At 58.3% G+C, this 15,514-nt stretch carries 15 protein-coding genes; 7 read left to right on the top strand and 8 right to left on the bottom strand.

The features are described 5' to 3' along the window. Positions 1-282: 282 nt before the first annotated feature. Positions 283-1,020: a S24 family peptidase gene (locus FBY01_RS00275; RefSeq protein ID WP_145306284.1), complete on the top strand. Its 738-nt coding sequence runs from the start codon at positions 283-285 to the stop codon at positions 1,018-1,020. Positions 1,021-1,141: 121 nt separating this feature from the next. Here FBY01_RS00275 and FBY01_RS00270 read toward each other — a convergent pair whose 3' ends face one another. Genes FBY01_RS00270 through FBY01_RS00260 form a run of 3 tightly spaced genes read right to left on the bottom strand, consistent with a single transcriptional unit; the run spans position 1,142 to position 2,957 of the window. Next, the gene (locus tag FBY01_RS00270) at positions 1,142-1,438 is read right to left on the bottom strand and encodes a hypothetical protein (RefSeq protein WP_145306286.1); all 297 of its coding nucleotides are present in this window, start codon (positions 1,436-1,438) and stop codon (positions 1,142-1,144) included. Further along, on the bottom strand, positions 1,435-2,052 hold the full coding sequence (locus tag FBY01_RS00265; protein WP_145306288.1) for a nucleotidyltransferase domain-containing protein: 618 nt from the start codon (positions 2,050-2,052) through the stop codon (positions 1,435-1,437). Before FBY01_RS00265 ends, FBY01_RS00270 begins: the two co-directional genes overlap by 4 nt. Positions 2,053-2,054: 2 nt before the next feature. Next, positions 2,055-2,957: a pentapeptide repeat-containing protein gene (locus FBY01_RS00260; RefSeq protein WP_145306290.1), complete on the bottom strand. Its 903-nt coding sequence runs from the start codon at positions 2,955-2,957 to the stop codon at positions 2,055-2,057. Between the two features lie 246 nt (positions 2,958-3,203). Here FBY01_RS00260 and FBY01_RS00255 point away from each other — a divergent pair, with 246 nt between their 5' ends. After that, complete coding sequence (locus FBY01_RS00255) at positions 3,204-5,018, top strand: ABC transporter ATP-binding protein (protein ID WP_145306292.1); 1,815 nt, start codon at positions 3,204-3,206, stop codon at positions 5,016-5,018. Here FBY01_RS00255 and FBY01_RS00250 read toward each other — a convergent pair. Then, positions 4,990-5,943, bottom strand: coding sequence for an alpha/beta hydrolase (locus FBY01_RS00250; RefSeq protein ID WP_145306294.1), 954 nt, complete (start codon positions 5,941-5,943; stop codon positions 4,990-4,992). The genes FBY01_RS00255 and FBY01_RS00250 overlap by 29 nt on opposite strands. 336 nt (positions 5,944-6,279) lie before the next feature. Here FBY01_RS00250 and rbsK point away from each other — a divergent pair, with 336 nt between their 5' ends. From rbsK to FBY01_RS00235, 3 genes are read left to right on the top strand one after another with little or no spacing between them, the layout of a single operon-like run. Further along, the gene (rbsK, locus tag FBY01_RS00245) at positions 6,280-7,206 is read left to right on the top strand and encodes a ribokinase (protein ID WP_145306295.1); all 927 of its coding nucleotides are present in this window, start codon (positions 6,280-6,282) and stop codon (positions 7,204-7,206) included. A gap of 44 nt (positions 7,207-7,250) precedes the next feature. Next, complete coding sequence (gene fucP / locus FBY01_RS00240; RefSeq protein WP_010455761.1) at positions 7,251-8,582, top strand: L-fucose:H+ symporter permease; 1,332 nt, start codon at positions 7,251-7,253, stop codon at positions 8,580-8,582. Then, the gene (locus FBY01_RS00235; protein ID WP_145306297.1) at positions 8,579-9,637 is read left to right on the top strand and encodes an aldose 1-epimerase family protein; all 1,059 of its coding nucleotides are present in this window, start codon (positions 8,579-8,581) and stop codon (positions 9,635-9,637) included. The genes fucP and FBY01_RS00235 overlap by 4 nt, the downstream gene beginning before the upstream one ends. On the opposite strand, the gene deoR is transcribed toward FBY01_RS00235, so the two are convergent. Continuing rightward, positions 9,630-10,394, bottom strand: coding sequence for a DNA-binding transcriptional repressor DeoR (gene deoR / locus FBY01_RS00230; protein ID WP_010455758.1), 765 nt, complete (start codon positions 10,392-10,394; stop codon positions 9,630-9,632). The two genes, FBY01_RS00235 and deoR, sit on opposite strands and share 8 nt — an antisense overlap. Before the next feature lie 127 nt (positions 10,395-10,521). Here deoR and deoC point away from each other — a divergent pair, with 127 nt between their 5' ends. Continuing rightward, the gene (deoC, locus tag FBY01_RS00225) at positions 10,522-11,205 is read left to right on the top strand and encodes a deoxyribose-phosphate aldolase (protein ID WP_145306299.1); all 684 of its coding nucleotides are present in this window, start codon (positions 10,522-10,524) and stop codon (positions 11,203-11,205) included. Here the strand turns inward: deoC and FBY01_RS00220 are convergent, their stop codons facing one another. Next, positions 11,206-12,204: an NAD(P)H-quinone oxidoreductase gene (locus FBY01_RS00220; RefSeq protein ID WP_145306301.1), complete on the bottom strand. Its 999-nt coding sequence runs from the start codon at positions 12,202-12,204 to the stop codon at positions 11,206-11,208. Positions 12,205-12,342: 138 nt separating this feature from the next. Further along, complete coding sequence (locus FBY01_RS00215) at positions 12,343-13,560, bottom strand: YbfB/YjiJ family MFS transporter (protein ID WP_145306303.1); 1,218 nt, start codon at positions 13,558-13,560, stop codon at positions 12,343-12,345. 114 nt (positions 13,561-13,674) lie between these two features. Here FBY01_RS00215 and FBY01_RS00210 point away from each other — a divergent pair, with 114 nt between their 5' ends. Next, the gene (locus tag FBY01_RS00210; protein ID WP_145306305.1) at positions 13,675-14,550 is read left to right on the top strand and encodes a LysR family transcriptional regulator; all 876 of its coding nucleotides are present in this window, start codon (positions 13,675-13,677) and stop codon (positions 14,548-14,550) included. Positions 14,551-14,744: 194 nt separating this feature from the next. Here the strand turns inward: FBY01_RS00210 and FBY01_RS00200 are convergent, their stop codons facing one another. Continuing rightward, positions 14,745-15,467, bottom strand: coding sequence for a pirin family protein (locus FBY01_RS00200; RefSeq protein ID WP_010455748.1), 723 nt, complete (start codon positions 15,465-15,467; stop codon positions 14,745-14,747). Positions 15,468-15,514: the final 47 nt, after the last annotated feature.

Genomic DNA, 15,514 nt, shown 5'->3' with positions numbered 1-15,514 from the left:
ATTGACGCCTCAACATAGATGCTGCTTGTTCCGTCACCGATGACGGCCTTTGGTCAACAGTACGAGTTCGCTCCAATAAACGCCAAAGTCATTTCGACCGATTTCGTCAAAGCTGTCAATATAATGATGATTACGTAGATGGGCGTTGGGTTATTGGGTGTCAGCGTCTCGACAAAACTTTCATTGAGAGGACGATACCAACTCTAGGCGTGTAGCTTGAAGCTTGAGGTCCATTTCCAAGAGTAGGTATCAATATAGTCACACGATAAAGGAACTAACTATATGTCGTTATTGCATGCGGCTTGGCCGCACATTGATACGGTTTTGCGTATCATTCCTGGCATCATTTTACTGCCGCTTACCTTTTATCTAGGTTGGAAGAAAATTGGCAACAAGGTTCTAATTTCCTATAGCACAGCTCACGAAAGACTAACGGCAACACGCGTTGGCGACATAGTGATAACAAATCTAAAAGATAAACCACTGACCGTGCACGAAATATATGTGCTTGTTGATCGGCATTTTGTTGTGCCAGTGCAGAAACTCAGCCCGCCAATAGTCGTGAAGGGGTTGGAAAGCATCGCGCTAGATACGGACCCCGTATCGAATTACTATTTAGGCGAGGAGGAGTACAACTTTGACAAGTATTCAGGGCAAATCCTAGAGTTTTACCTTTCAACGCATGAAGGGCTGATTAAGTGCAAAACCGTAAATCCACCCTCCGTGGGATCGTACACAAAATTTAAAGACTATGTGGTAGCTATGCCGCATACCCAGCGATATAACGGAATTGTATATAACGAAAATGCAGCGTACGCTCTCATTTATAGGTATGAGGGCGAGAGTAAAACGGCAATATTGGAAACTGGCGGACTCATCCTTACAGGATGGCCATTTCTACCGAATCAACTACAACTGCATGATATGAGATCAGAGCATTCAGTGAAAGCAGCGCTAATGGCTTCAGAAATAAAATATCTGATCAAGGAGTCTGAACTTCACGTCCACAAACTAAATTAGCTCGCGTGTCCGTTCTGTGGAGTAAAAATTGATTTGTCTAGTCGTCCTACCTATTACAAAAGGCAGCTTTCACAAGCGGTCTTTTGTAACGGCAGATTCAGGGATAGCATATTTCAAGCCATCAAATGATGGTGGAAACAATCTTTGCTATCCTCTCTGTCAATTCGTGCACTTCACCTGACAGAAGGCGATATTCATCCGTAACTTGCTCTTGGCTTTTGTTGGCGAGAAAAAAAAGCTTACCTGCTGACTCGAAAACTGTGCGAGCGAGATCATCTGCGGGATTTATCTCATTGGCCCGAATCCATCGACCGATAGCGTCATAAGAGAGGCCGTATAATTCCTCCTTCCAGTGTGGGCGGTTAACCAAGTTAAGGATTACACGCTGAGCGTCGATTCTGTTATTGAATTCAATCATAGCGACTGAGACCTCCTTAGCGTTTCCATCCACATTGGAACAATGGCCACTTCTTCGGTAGCTGTGATCACTTCTTCGCGAGTGATGTTTTCGCCAAAGCCCCGAGTTGAAAGTAGGCGAGCACGTGTGAGTATAGAAAACACATTAGAAGTGATTTCAAGCCTTGGCTGAACCAACAGAGGGGATTGTCTAGAGAAAATAGGATTTCCGACAGAAAGCGAATGGCATGTCGCGAAATTACGAATTGCCAAAAATATACACGAGAGATGAAAAGTCGCACTGTTTGACGAGTTTGTTAATTCGAAGTAGGAACGATCGAAAAGCTTTTTAAATTTATCGCAGTCGTCGAAATCTGCGCGATAGCGAGCAGGTTTTCCGAGATCACTTAAAAAGTCTGAACCGTCAGAGGAAAAAAGCAGTTTTGATTCCAAATGCAAATGCCATGCGAATGGATTACCTTCAGCCCATAAGGCGCGTAAGCGATCATACTTGTATATAGAATATTTTGCGGAGTCTATATGGCCTGCTGGGCCGTCGACGCATGCCAAAAGATCGACATCGGATCCCATATCGATCTCCCCGCGGCAGATCGATCCAAAGGCATAAATGTGCATGCTCATCGCCGTCCAAACCTTTTTACGAGGATCGCAGTAAGGAATGCAAATCCAACTAAACGAGTAGCAGCAATTATTGAGGAAAACCAGATCGGGTAGGGATTAGGGGTACTGATGCCAAAAAATACTCCAGGGGACGCGAAGAAACTTGTGAGATAAGCTTTCAAATCCCATGGATTTGCGAAATTGTAAGTGTCATATAGGGCAATCGCCAAGTGAACAACTACGATGGATCTCAGCAATTTTAGAGTGTTCTCACCATTACCCCAGATCGCGTCGAGCATCCGAAATTCGAGCCACTTTATAAACTGAGGTAGTTTTTTCCAGCCTGGGTACTTATTTCTATAATACGTCTCGCTTGATGACCAGGACTTTTTAAGATAACTGGATGTAGCATCCAATTCTTGGGAGATTGCCCTGTTAACCGCCTTAGCATCACCTATCTGTTGAAAATTCATTCGCAGTGATCTAGCGAATCTTAACTTCAGGTTTTCTTGCTGCGGCGCTTCTCGTTCAAGGATATCGTCATCGATTTGGCAACGCTCAAAGATTGCATATTCGAACTTGCATCCGGAAAACGCAGACTGATGAAGATTGCAACCAATGAAGCGACACCCGGTAAAATCGCAGGTATCGAAGACGCAGTTATTGAAGTAGCAAGCGTCGAAGACTGAATGTTGAAATGAGACATTTTTAAGCGTCATTTTCTTAGCATTCAGTCGAACATAGACCTTGAACGCGTAGTCTTTCGGCTCGTTCTCAACATTAACGCTGACGTAAAAATCGGTGATGACCTCTCGATTTCCTCGCTTAAGTGCTTTGCGAGCCTCAGGCTCCAGGGGATCCATCGTTGGCTTCCCGGTCGTAGCGCCTAGACTTTCTGAGCTTGGGTTGTCTTCCTTCATATTCAGCCTACGTTGCCCTTAGAATTCCGTTATAGATCCCCCAGCGGCTTATATTACGCGTTACATCAAATCGTTCACAAACTTTCCGGAAATATGCGAGCGCATTGCGTTGCGTTGCGTCGCAAAATTATGAGTGTGGCTGCTTTTGAGTCGGTTTGTGCGCAAGTTCGTATCCAATTGTCCGGCTGAAGTACCATGACGATATTAGCGCAATCAGCGACCCTCATCTGCCGAGCCCATCACCCTATGCCTGCGGCACTTTCTCGTTTCACCTCATTACTCGACCAGGCTCGGCGCGCCTTGCTCCTGGTCTGGGGCACTTCTCGCGGGCTGTTTCTCGGCCTCGTGCTGGCGACCCTGATCGCCGGTGTCCTTCCGGCGCTGGCCGCGTGGCTGGGCCAGCGCATCGTTGACGCAGTGGTTTTCGCCATGCAATTGCACGCGCAGCAGGGCAGTGCGCCGTTGTGGCCGGTGGTGCGTTACGTGTTGTTCGAGGCGGGCGTGCTGGCGTTGTTGTCCGGGACGCAGCGGGCGTTGTCGGTTCAGCAGTCGTTGTTGCGGGTGCAGTTGGGGCAGAAGGTCAACACGATGATTCTGGAGAAGGCCCAGACGTTGTCGTTGGTGCAGTTCGAGAATTCCGAGTTTTACGACAAGTTGGTGCGGGTGCGGCGCGAGGCGTCGACCCGGCCTTTGGCGTTGGTGATGAAGTCGTTGGGGCTGGTCCAGAACCTGATCGTGTTGATCAGCTTCGGCGTGTTGCTGGTGCATTTTTCGCCTTGGGCGCTGGTGTTGCTGGTGGTCGGCGCATTGCCGGTGTTTTTCGCCGAGGCGCATTTTTCCGGGGATGCGTTCCGGCTGTTCACGCGGCGGGCGCCGGAGAGTCGGCAGCAGAACTACATCGAGACGCTGCTCTCCCACGAGGGCTACATCAAAGAGGTCAAGTTGTTCGGCTTCGCGCCGCTGCTGTTGAAGCGCTATCGCGAGACGTTTGCTCGCCTGTATGCCGAAGACCGGCGGCTGACCTTGCGCCGCGATGGCTGGGGATTTGTGCTGGGGTTGCTCGGCACGGGGGCGTTTTACCTCGCCTATGCGTGGGTGGTGGTCGATACCGTCCACGGCCAGATCAGCCTAGGGCAGATGACCATGTACCTGGTGCTGTTCAAGCAGGGGCAAACGGCGGTGAGCAACAGTTTGAGCGCCATCAGCGGCCTCTACGAGGATGGGCTTTACCTGTCGAGCCTCTACGAATACCTCGCCGAACCGGTGGTGGCCGATGCCGGGCATCTCACGGTGGGCGCCGTGCCTGGCGATGGTTTGCGATTCGAGAACGTTGGTTTTCGTTATCCGGGGGCGAGCCGCGCGGCCCTTGAAGGCATCGACTTGCACCTGGTGCCGGGGCACAGCCTGGCGTTGGTGGGGGAGAACGGTTCGGGCAAGACCACGCTGATCAAGTTGCTGACTCGTCTGTATCGCCCCGATCACGGGCGCATTCTGCTCGACGGCAGCGATTTGCAGGCCTGGGAAGAAGACGCGCTACGCCGGCGCATCGGCGTGATTTTTCAGGATTACATCCGCTATCAGTTTTCCGTCGGCGAGAACATCGGCGTCGGCGACACGCTGGCGTTCAACGATGAGCAACGCTGGAAGGAAGCGGCAACCGAAGGCATGGCCGCGCCGTTCATCGAGGGGCTGGATCGAGGCTACGCCACTCAACTGGGCCGCTGGTTTGCCGGTGGCCAGGAGTTGTCCGGAGGGCAGTGGCAGAAGATTGCCTTGTCTCGCGCTTACATGCGCCGTAACGCCGATATCCTGATTCTGGACGAGCCGACCTCGGCACTCGACCCGGCAGCGGAAGCGGCGGTGTTCGAGCATTTCAGCCAGCACACCGAAGGCCGCATGACGTTGCTGATCTCGCACCGGTTTTCCAGCGTGCGCAACGCCGACCACATCATCGTGCTGGATCAGGGGGCGATCCTTGAGCGCGGCGATCACGGCAGTCTGGTGGCGGCGGGCGGGCGCTATGCGCAGCTGTTCAACCTGCAAGCCCAGGGTTACCGCTAGGCCCGGCGATCTGCGGTGGTTTTGCTTTCATCAGGCCTTCGAGTGCCTGGCGGTATTGGCTGCCACCCCGGCTCATGCTGTTGTTGTGCGTGCCGCCGGGGATCAACAGCAGACGCTTGGGTTCGCTGGCGGCGTTGAACAACTGCTGGCTGAACCGCGAGGGCATGAACGGGTCGGCCAGGCCATGCACCACCAGGAGCGGCATGTCGATGTCGACGATCTTGTCGATGGAATCGAATTTCTGCGACAGCAGCCAGCGCACCGGCAACCATTTCACCGGCAGGTTGCTGTCGGCCACTTGCGCCACGGCATCGCCTAGCGAGGTGAACGTGGACTCGATCACCAGACCGCGCACCGGTATCGGGTTGCGTTGTTTTTTCGCCTGCGCCGCCAGGTCTGCCGCGAGGTCGATGGCGACCGCGCCGCCCAGTGAATGGCCATAGATCAGGCGCTTGTTGGCGTCCGGTTGCATCGTCTTGAAACGCTCCCAGGCGACGCGGGCGTCCTCGTAGACACTGGCTTCCGACGGCAGGTCCCCCTTGCTCTGGCCGAAGCCGCGGTAGTCGATGGCCAGCACCGAATAACCCATCGCCCGCAATTGCTCGATGCGGAACGCCTGACCGGTCAGGTTCCAGCGCACGCCATGCAAATACAGGATCGACGGCGCATCGCGGCGCGCGGCCGGCCACCACCAGGCATGCAGGTTTTGCCCGTCCTTGAAGCTGGCAGGCTTGATATCGAATTCCTGGACGTCTGTTGGTAAACCGCGATACCAGCCGGCGGTGCCCGGCTCGATGCGGAACAACAGCTCACGTTCTTTGTATTTGAGTGCGCCGCACCCGACGGGCAAGCCGACGACCAGCGTGGCCATGCACAGCCAGTGCAGCCAGCGGCGGCTTATGCGGCTCATCAGGTTTGAAAACATGCAGGCGGCCTGAGGGTGAAAAGGAAAGTTCGGGTTTTAACAGATGCGTGGGGGAGGTGGGGATAAATTCGACAGTCGTATGAAGGGCACGGATCAGTCGGTGATGCGTAGGGCCCCATCGCGAGCAGGCTCACTCCTGCAGGGGAACGCATTCCAATGTGGGAGCGAGCCTGCTCGCGATGGCGTCCCTTCTGCCCACGCATCTCGCAAAGCCATTCGTCTTTGCCTCAAACCCCACCCAACAAAAAGATTGAATAATCACACAAAATGTTATTTAAATAACAAAACAACAACGTCCAGCATCAGTCTGGCAAGCCGGATCAAGGTGGGATAGCAATGAGCAAGATCGCAGTCATCGGCAGCAATATGGTGGATCTGATCACCTACATCGACCGCATGCCGGCCCAGGGTGAGACGCTCGAAGCGCCGGGGTTTGCCCTCGGGTGCGGCGGCAAGGGCGCCAATCAGGCGGTTGCCGCGGCGAAGCTCGGGGCGGATGTGCTGATGCTCACCAAGGTCGGCGATGACATGTTTGCCGATAACACCCTGGCCAATTTCCAGCGTTTTGGCATCGACACCCGTTACGTGCAGCGCGTGCCCGGCGTGTCCAGCGGTGTGGCGCCGATCTTCGTCCAGGCCGACTCGCACAACAGCATCCTCATCGTCAAAGGCGCCAACGCGCACCTGGTCCCGGCGGATATCGACGCGGCGGCCCAGGCGTTGCGCGAGTGCTCGCTGATCGTTCTGCAGCTCGAAATCAATGTCGACACCGTTTACCACGCCATCGAATTCGGCCGCGCGCACAACATTCCAGTCTTGCTCAACCCGGCGCCAGCGTTGTCCGGCCTGAGCCGTGAGCATTTGGCGAACCTGGATTTCCTGGTGCCCAACGAATCCGAGCTAGCGCTGATCACCGGCCAGGTCGTGGACTCGCCGGCGTCGGCCCATAAAGCCGCCCAAACCTTGGTCGCCGACGGCATTCGCCACGTCATCGTGACCCTCGGCCAGCAAGGCGCGCTGTACGTCGGCGAGGAAGGCGAGTTCCAGATTCCCGGCCTGTCGGTTGCCGCGCGCGACACCACCGGTGCAGGCGATGCCTTCATCGGTTGCTTCATTCATCACTGGAGCCGCGACCGCGACATCCGCGCCGCCATGACCCAGGCCGTGGCGTATTCCGCCTGCTCGGTCACCGGCCTGGGCACCCAGACCTCCTACCCGGACGCCACTGCATTCGCTGAATTCCAGCGCCAGCTCGGCGCTTGAAATCGAGCTGATTCACCCCTCAACACTCACCACGGAGAACAACAATGACAAAGCCTCCGCTCCAACAGACGGCCGATGGTTTCTACCTGAACCGCACGCCCTGGTTCGCCTTCATTTTGCTGTGCAGCATCTTCGCGCTGTGGGCGGCCGCCGCGAGCATGAACGACGTGCTTATCGCGCATTTCAAGAAGGCCTTTCTGCTCAGCGATTTCCAGACCGCGTTCGTGCAATCGGCGTTTTACCTGGGCTATTTCTTCGTGGCGATTCCGGCCGCGCTGGTGGTCCGCCGTTTCAGTTACAAGACCACCATCCTCATTGGCCTGATGCTCTACATGTTCGGTTGCCTGCTGTTCTTCCCGGCGGCGTCGACCGCCAAGTACGGCATGTTCCTGCTGGCGCTGTTTGTGATCGCGGCGGGGCTGTCGTTTCTCGAAACGGCATGCAACACCTATTCGACGCTGATGGGACCGCGTGAAACCGGCACCCGTCGCCTGAATATTTCCCAGACCTTCCATCCGTTCGGCGCGATGGCCGGGGTCTACGTCGGCAGCTTCGTGATGTTCAAGGACACCGACGCCACCCGCGAGCAGCTCACGCAAATGAGCGCTTCGGACGCGGCGGTCCAGCAACTGCAAATGATCCAGTCCACCTTGCTGCCGTACAAATGGATGATCGCGGTGCTGGTGCTGATGTTCATCCTGATCGCCATCACCCGGTTTCCGAAGTGCAAGGGCAATCAGGTGGCCAGCAAGAAATCCGCCAGTCTCGGCCAGAGCCTGTCGCGACTGTGGCGCAACAAGCGCTTCACCTTTGGCGTGCTGGCGCAGTTTCTGTACGTCGGCGCCCAGGTCGGTGTCTGGAGTTTCACCATTCGCCTGGCGATGCAGTTGGGCGGCATGAACGAACGCAGCGCGTCGTGGTTTTTGCTGACCACCTTCGCCGCCTATTTTGTCGGCAAGCTGATCGCCAACGTGCTGATGCGCAAACTGCACCCGGCCAAGGTGTTGGCGGTGTATGGCGTGCTGTGCATCGTGTTGCTGGCGTATACGATCCTGGTGCCGAACATCACGGCGGTGTACGCCGCCGTTGGCGTCAGCGTATTCCTCGGGCCATGCTGGCCGACCATCTACGGCTTGACCATTGACGGCCTGGGCGAAGACACCGGCGTCGGCGGTTCGCTGCTGGTGATGAGCATTGTCGGTGGCGGGGTGATCCCGATCTTCCAGGGCCTGCTGTCCGATTACAGCGGCGGCAACATGCAACTGGCGTACAGCGTGCCGTTGTTGTGCTTCATCGTGATCGTGATGTACGCGGTGCGTTGCCTGCGTCATTCCGACAGCGAACGGAGGCCAGTAGGTGCGGTGGTGACTTCATGAACACGCGGATCAACCTGCAGCCGTCGCAGTTCGGCGAGGCGCACAAAACTTTGCTGGAGTCGGAGGCGTTCACGGTCAGTTCCTGGGTCTATCCCAGTGGCGTGCTGGCGCTGGAGTTGGCCAACAGTCGCGGCCGTCTGGTGGTGTTGCCGTATCTGGGGCAGATGATCTGGTCCGCCGTGTTCGACGGTTGCGACCTGACCATGAGCAACCTGTTCAGCCAGCCCCGGCCGAGCCCGACGGTGATCGGCACTTACGGCTGTTTCATGTTTCACAGTGGCCTGTTGCGCAACGGTTGCCCGAGCCCCGAGGACGATCATCCGCTGCACGGCGAGATGCCTTGCGCAGCGATGGATCGTGCCTGGCTGGAGGTCGGTGAAGACAGCGCTGGCGGTTTCCTGCGACTCGGCGGCGAGTACGAATATGCGCAGGGGTTTGGTGACCGATACCTGGCCACGCCCAGCGTGACCTTGCGCGCTGATTCCGGGCTGTTCGACATCGCCATGCAGGTGACCAATCTGGCAGGCAAGCCGATGGACCTGATGTACATGGCGCACATGAATTACGCCTATGTCGACGGCGCCCGCTTCATCGAGCCCTTGGGGGTCGAGCGCGTGCGCTTGCGCAGCAGCGTGCCGGCCCACGTCAAACCGACGCCGGCCTGGACTGAATACATGCAGGTGCTGGCCAAAGACCCGGAGCAGTTCACCTGCCTGGATCAGCCGAGGCTCTACGACCCCGAGATTGTGTTTTTCTTCGACGGCGTGCGGGCGGACGACAGCGGTCATGCGCATTTTCTGCTGAGCCATCCCGACGGTGCGGCGTTCTACACCCGCTACCGTCCAGACCAATTCGACCACGCCGCGCGCTGGATCCTGCACAACCCCGATCAGCAAGTGGCAGCGTTTGTGCTGCCGTCCACTTGCGAGCCGGAAGGCTATCGCGCCGAGTCCGCCAAGGGCCATGTGCGTTCGCTGGCGGCAGGGGCGACGGCGGATTTTTGCGTCACCACCGGTTACCGGAGTGCAGCGGAACAACAGGCCTTGATCAGATGATCAACTGCGCGCCGCTGGCGGTGATGGCGTCGCGGTAGGCCTTGGGGATTTTCTTGTCGCTGACCACGAACTGGAAATCCCCGAGGTTGGCGAAATGCGCGGTACGCACCGTGTCGAACTTGCTGTGGTCAGCCAGCAGCAGCCGCTGTTGCGCCTGGCGCAGGACCTTCTGCTTGACCTCCACTTCATTGAAATTGAAGCAGGTCACGCCGAAGTCCTGGCTGATGCCGGCGGCGGACACGAAGGCCCAGGTCAGGCGCACGCTGTCGAGGATGCCGGTTTCGCGGGTGTTCTCGAACACCTGGTTCTTGCGATGGAACGTGCCGCCGCACACCACGATGTGGCAGTTGGGTTTTTGCGACAGTTTGGTCAGCACGTTCAGGGAGTTGCACACCGCAGTGAACTCGAGCTCGTCGGGAATGAAATCGATCACGAAAGGCGTGGTGGTGCCGCAGTCGAAGAACACCGTGTCGCCCGGTTGGATAAACCCGGCGGCGAGTTTGCCGATGCGGCGTTTTTCTTCGACGTGGCGGGTGTCCTGTTCGGCCACGCGGTAATCGCCGGGCTCGTTGCCATCGTGGATTCTGGTGATGTAGCCACCGAGCAGGCGCAGGTGGTCGGTGTATTTGCTGAGGTCGCGGCGCAGGGTCATCTCGGACACGTCCAGCAATGCCGCCATCTCGCGCAGATGAATGGCGCTCTGGTCTTGCAGGGCTTGTTGAATCAGCTTGAGACGCTCGGCTTTTTTACTGTCCACAGGCATTCCGGGGTTGATTGTTGATGTTATTTAAGTAACATTATTTGTGAGTTTTGTAACGTTTTTGCGCGAATCACCCTCGATTGTGGCGCAGGGGCATTTGAATATACAAACAGGAGTTTTTGCGATGGCACACCTCGAACCCCAAGCGCTGGCGCAGTACATCGATCATACCTTGCTGGCGCCTGATGCTTCCCGCGAGCAAATCGCCGCGCTGTGTCGCGAAGCTGCCGAACACGGCTTCTATTCGGTGTGCGTGAATTCGGGTCAAGTCCCTCATGCGGCTCAGTGCCTTGAAGGGCAGCGCGTGAATATCTGCGCGGTGGTCGGCTTCCCGCTGGGCGCCGGCCTGAGCGACACCAAGGCCTTCGAAGCCGAGCGGGCGATTGCCGCCGGTGCCGGGGAAGTCGACATGGTGTTGAACATAGGCTGGTTAAAAGACGGCTTGTTTGATCAGGTGCGCGACGACATCGCCCAGGTGTTGCAGGCGTGCGGCAAGGTGCCGCTGAAAGTCATCCTGGAAAACTGCCTACTCACCGATGCCGAAAAGGTGAAGGCTTGCGAGATTTGTCGTGAACTGAAGGTCGCGTTCGTCAAGACTTCGACCGGTTTCAGCCGCAGCGGCGCCACCGTGGAAGACGTTGCGCTGATGCGTCGCACCGTCGGCCCCGACATCGGCGTCAAGGCCTCTGGTGGCGTGCGCGATTACCCGACCGCCCTGGCGATGATCGAAGCTGGCGCTACGCGACTGGGCACCAGCTCGGGCATCGCGATCATCGGCGGCGCATTGGCGGCTGGCGAGGGTTACTGATCAGTCCACCTGCAACACAATCTTGCCAATGTGATCGCCGGCTTCCATCCGTGCATGGGCCTGCGCGGCCTCGGTGTACGGGTAAACCTTGTCGATCATCGGCAGGCAACGCCCGGCAGCCAGTACCGGCCACACGTACTCGCGCAGCTGTTCGGCGATCGAGGCTTTTTCTTCACGGGTGCGCGAGCGCATCAGCGAGCCGGTGATCGTCGCGCGCTTTCCCATGATCGCCATCAGGTCGACGTCGTTGGCGCGGGCACCGCCGAGGAAGCAGAGCATCACCAGGCGACCCTCCATGCCCAGTGCCGCGATGTTCTGATTCAGGTACGAACCGCCCATGATGTCGAGGATCACGTTGACGCCTTTGCCAGCGGTTTTTTCCGCGATGACCTGGACGAAATCCTGGTCGCGGTAGTTGATCGCCTCGGCGCCCAGCTTGCGGATCGCCGCACACTTCTCCTCACTGCCCGCCGTGGCGAAGGCCTTGACGCCGAATTCGCGGCAGAGCATCAGTGCCGTGGTGCCGATGCCGCTGGTGCCGCCGTGAATCAACGCGCGCTGGCCTTTGCTGGCGCCGCCCATGTCGAACAGGTTGGCCCACACCGTGAAGAAGGTTTCCGGGACGGCCGCTGCGTGCACCCAATCCATGCCCTCAGGGATCGGCAGCGTCTGGCTGGCCGGGGCGACGCAATACTGCGCGTAACCACCGCCATTGGTCAGCGCACAGACGTTGTCGCCGACGATGAATTCGCTGACGTCGGTGCCGACGGCCACCACTTCACCGGCCACTTCCAGCCCGGGAATCGGGCTCATGCCGGGTTTCATCGGGTACTTGCCGGCGCGTTGAATCACATCGGGACGGTTGACCCCGGCGGCGTGCACACGGATCAGCACTTCGCCTGCGCCGGCCGTGGGCACCGGTTCCTGGCGCGGCTTCAACACCTCGGGGCCGCCGGGCTCGGTGATTTCAATCAGGGTCATGGTTTGCGGCAAAGTCATGTTGGAGTCCTGTCGAGAAAGTCGTCTGTAAATGGGATCGCATCAGTGAATCAATAATTCAGTCCAAACCACCAACCCCCTGTAGGAGCGAGCCTGCTCGCGATAGCGGTATATCAGTCACATTGCTGCAGGATCTGCCTACGTCTTCGCGAGCAGGCTCACTCCTACAGTGGGGCTGTTCAGCAAACGCATGGCCTGTTCCAGCAACAGTGCAATCACAATCGCGCCCGCCGCAATCACAAACAACAACCCATGCTGCCCGCCGCTGGCATTGAACAGCGCCGAATACGCAAACCCGGCAATCGCCTGGAAGGTGGCGAATGAAACCGTCGCACGGCTCCAGGCAATCTGCTGCTGGTGATGGTTCGGCAGCAGTTCATGCACCCGCGCCAGCGCCAGTGGAACGATGCCTGGCGGGAACGAACCGAGGATCACGGCCAGCACGGCCAGCGCCGTAAACGAACTGGAAATCGACAGCAGGCCGACGGCAATCGCCTGCACCACCAGCACCAGGCGGATGCTCAGCTTTGCGCCCAGTTGATCGGCCAGAAAACCGTAACTCACCGGCCCGATGATCGCGCCCAGTCCGTACATCACCCAGATCAGCGCGCCGATGTGCGGGCCGGCGCCGAGGCCGCGGGCCACGTAATCCACCAAAAACACCATGGCCGGCACCAGCCCGGCGGCCATGAAGGCGTATTGGGCGAACAACAGGTACACCCCTGGGTCGGTTGGTGTGGTGGTTTTCTCGATCGACACCGCAGCGGCTTGATGATGCGCCTCTTTCGGCCAACCGAACCAACTCGTGGCTGTCAGAAGCAGTGACAGCAGCCCCAGGCCAAACCAGGTTTGCTGCAAGCCAAGGCTCAGCAGCGGCGGCACAATCGTCCCCGAGCCGGCGATGCCCAGGCCGATGCCGAGGAAAATCGCACCGCTGGCCAGACCTCGGCGGGACGCCGGCACGTGGGGCAATACCGTCGCGGCCACCAACACCATGATTGCGCCACCGGCAACCCCCGACAGCAATCGCCAGCCGAAGAACCAGCTCACCGACAATGGAAAACCGCAGGCGAAAAACGACAAGGTCACGGCCAGCATCATCAGGCGTAACGCGGTTTTGTTCGACGTGCGGTTGGCCACTGGCCGGCCGATCAGCGCACCGATCAGGTAACCCACGAGGTTGGCGGCGCCGAGGTACACCACGTCGCTGGCGGAAAACCAGTGCGCCTGGATCAATGAGGGAATCAGCGGCGTGTAGGCAAACCGCGCCAGGCCGATGCTGACCAGGCTGGCGCTGAGGCCGGCGAAGATCGGCAGCCAGATCGCACTGCGCGGGGTAGTCGATGTGCTGTGCATGGGAAGGTCCTGAGAAGGTTTTACGCTGGCCTTCAGACTATCTCGATCGGTTGATGTAATAACGCAGCGAGTTTGCGCTATGGTGATGCAAATCTGCATCAGTGGGGGAGCCGTATGAATTGGGATGACGCACGGGTGTTTCTGGCGGTGTGCCGAGAGTCGACGCTGCGGGGCGCGGCGCGGGTGCTGGGGGTCGATCAGGCCACGGTCGGTCGACGGATCACGGCGCTGGAGAAGTCGTTGAGTGCGACGCTGTTTCTGCGCACCTCTGAAGGCTATGCGCTGACAGCGGTGGGGGAGGCGGCGCTGACGGCCGTGGAAAAAATGGAGCATTCGGCACTGGAACTGGAGCGTCGGATTCAGGGGCTCGACGATCGACTGACCGGGCTGGTGCGGGTCAGCACCACCGATTCCATGGCCATCGATTTTCTGATCCCGGCCATTGCCCACTTACATGAACAGCACCCCGACGTGCGCGTGCAACTGGACGCCTCCACGCAGATTCTCAGCCTGGCCAAACGCGAAGCCGACATTGCCGTGCGCAACACCCGGCCGGACAACCCGGACCTGATCGCCCGTCGCATCGCACGCTGGCCGGTGGGTTTGTTTGCTTCTCAGCATTACGTAGATGCCCATGGCGTGCCAACGCCGGGCTCGGCGTTCGAAGGGCACGACCTGGTGGTGTATCAGCCGTACCTGCAAGGCAATAAAGACATGACCCTGGTCTCGGAACCGCTGGGGCGCGGGCGGATTGTGGCGAGTCTGAGTTCCAGTCTGCTGGTGCGCCGATCCATCGCGGCGGGGCTCGGGGTCGGGGAAATTCCGGTGTACATGGGGGAGAGGGACGGGCTGGTCAGGTTATGGCCGGAGCGCACGCGACCGGTGCCCTATGACGTCTGGCTGGTGACCCACGCGGACTTGCGGCATACGGCCAGGGTTCGGGCGGTTATCGATGAAATTGTCGCGGTGTTTTCCGGTACCGGCGAGTGAGTCGTCGCCAATCGAAGGACTCACACAACCCTTGTGGCGAGGGAGCTTGCTCCCGCTGGGCTGCGGAGCGGCCCCCTATCTATCTAAAGAGAAGGGGACTGCTTCGCAGTCCAACGGGAGCAAGCTCCCTCGCCACAGATGATGTGATTGGCTGGTAAAGCCTGGGGACACAGAAGCCCCCAGGTCAGTCACGGTCATGGCATTTCTGGCAGTTCCTGCGGGCGCAGGTCAAACACCAGCACTTCGGCATCCACACCGTTGCTCAACGCCAGCACCTGCTCATCACGCACCCGCACGCCATCACCTTCTTGCAGCTGCACGCCATTGAGTTCGACGCTGCCACGGGCCACGTGCACATAGGCGTAGCGGTTGGCGGCCAGTTCCAGTGTGGCGCTTTCCTTGCCGTCGATCAGCGCGGCATACACCCGTGCGTCCTGACGCACCTTCAGCGAACCCTTGGCCCCGTCGGGAGAGATGATCAGTTGCAGGCGCCCACGTTTTTTCTGGGTGCTGAAGTGCTCTTGCTGATAACGCGGTTTGGCGCCGCTGACGTCCGGCACGATCCAGATTTGCAGAAAGTGCACCGGCCGCGTGGCCGAGTGGTTGTACTCGCTGTGGGCCACGCCGCTGCCGGCGCTCATCAATTGCACATCGCCAGGACGGATCACCGAACCGGTGCCCAGGGTGTCCTTGTGTTCCAAAGCACCTTCGAGCACGTAGGAGAAAATCTCCATGTCGCGGTGCGGGTGCTGGCCGAAGCCTTTACCGGCCGCCACACGGTCATCGTTGATCACCAACAGGTCAGAAAAACCCTGCTCTTTCGGGTTGCGGTAATTGGCGAAGGAAAAGGTGTGGAACGACTTCAACCAACCATGATTGGCGGCGCCGCGATCCGAGGCTTTGCGAAGGGTCAGCATGATGAAATCTCCTGTGGGGACGTTGATTCGTCCGAGTGAGGAGAAGG

Source organism: Pseudomonas sp. SJZ077, from assembly GCF_007993905.1.
Taxonomy (GTDB): domain Bacteria; phylum Pseudomonadota; class Gammaproteobacteria; order Pseudomonadales; family Pseudomonadaceae; genus Aquipseudomonas; species Aquipseudomonas mandelii.
Note: the sequence above shows the minus strand (reverse complement) of the source record. Positions and strands in the feature narration are given on the sequence as shown.

Bases quoted from the DNA above. Each gene is read 5' to 3' on its own strand.
- FBY01_RS00275 (WP_145306284.1), top strand. From the start codon at position 283: ATGTCGTTATTGCATGCGGCTTGGCCGCACATTGATACGGTTTTGCGT.
- FBY01_RS00270 (WP_145306286.1), bottom strand. From the start codon at position 1,438: ATGATTGAATTCAATAACAGAATCGACGCTCAGCGTGTAATCCTTAAC.
- FBY01_RS00265 (WP_145306288.1), bottom strand. From the start codon at position 2,052: ATGCACATTTATGCCTTTGGATCGATCTGCCGCGGGGAGATCGATATG.
- FBY01_RS00260 (WP_145306290.1), bottom strand. From the start codon at position 2,957: ATGAAGGAAGACAACCCAAGCTCAGAAAGTCTAGGCGCTACGACCGGG.
- FBY01_RS00255 (WP_145306292.1), top strand. From the start codon at position 3,204: ATGCCTGCGGCACTTTCTCGTTTCACCTCATTACTCGACCAGGCTCGG.
- FBY01_RS00250 (WP_145306294.1), bottom strand. From the start codon at position 5,943: ATGTTTTCAAACCTGATGAGCCGCATAAGCCGCCGCTGGCTGCACTGG.
- rbsK (WP_145306295.1), top strand. From the start codon at position 6,280: ATGAGCAAGATCGCAGTCATCGGCAGCAATATGGTGGATCTGATCACC.
- fucP (WP_010455761.1), top strand. From the start codon at position 7,251: ATGACAAAGCCTCCGCTCCAACAGACGGCCGATGGTTTCTACCTGAAC.
- FBY01_RS00235 (WP_145306297.1), top strand. From the start codon at position 8,579: ATGAACACGCGGATCAACCTGCAGCCGTCGCAGTTCGGCGAGGCGCAC.
- deoC (WP_145306299.1), top strand. From the start codon at position 10,522: ATGGCACACCTCGAACCCCAAGCGCTGGCGCAGTACATCGATCATACC.
- FBY01_RS00220 (WP_145306301.1), bottom strand. From the start codon at position 12,204: ATGACTTTGCCGCAAACCATGACCCTGATTGAAATCACCGAGCCCGGC.
- FBY01_RS00215 (WP_145306303.1), bottom strand. From the start codon at position 13,560: ATGCACAGCACATCGACTACCCCGCGCAGTGCGATCTGGCTGCCGATC.
- FBY01_RS00210 (WP_145306305.1), top strand. From the start codon at position 13,675: ATGAATTGGGATGACGCACGGGTGTTTCTGGCGGTGTGCCGAGAGTCG.
- FBY01_RS00200 (WP_010455748.1), bottom strand. From the start codon at position 15,467: ATGCTGACCCTTCGCAAAGCCTCGGATCGCGGCGCCGCCAATCATGGT.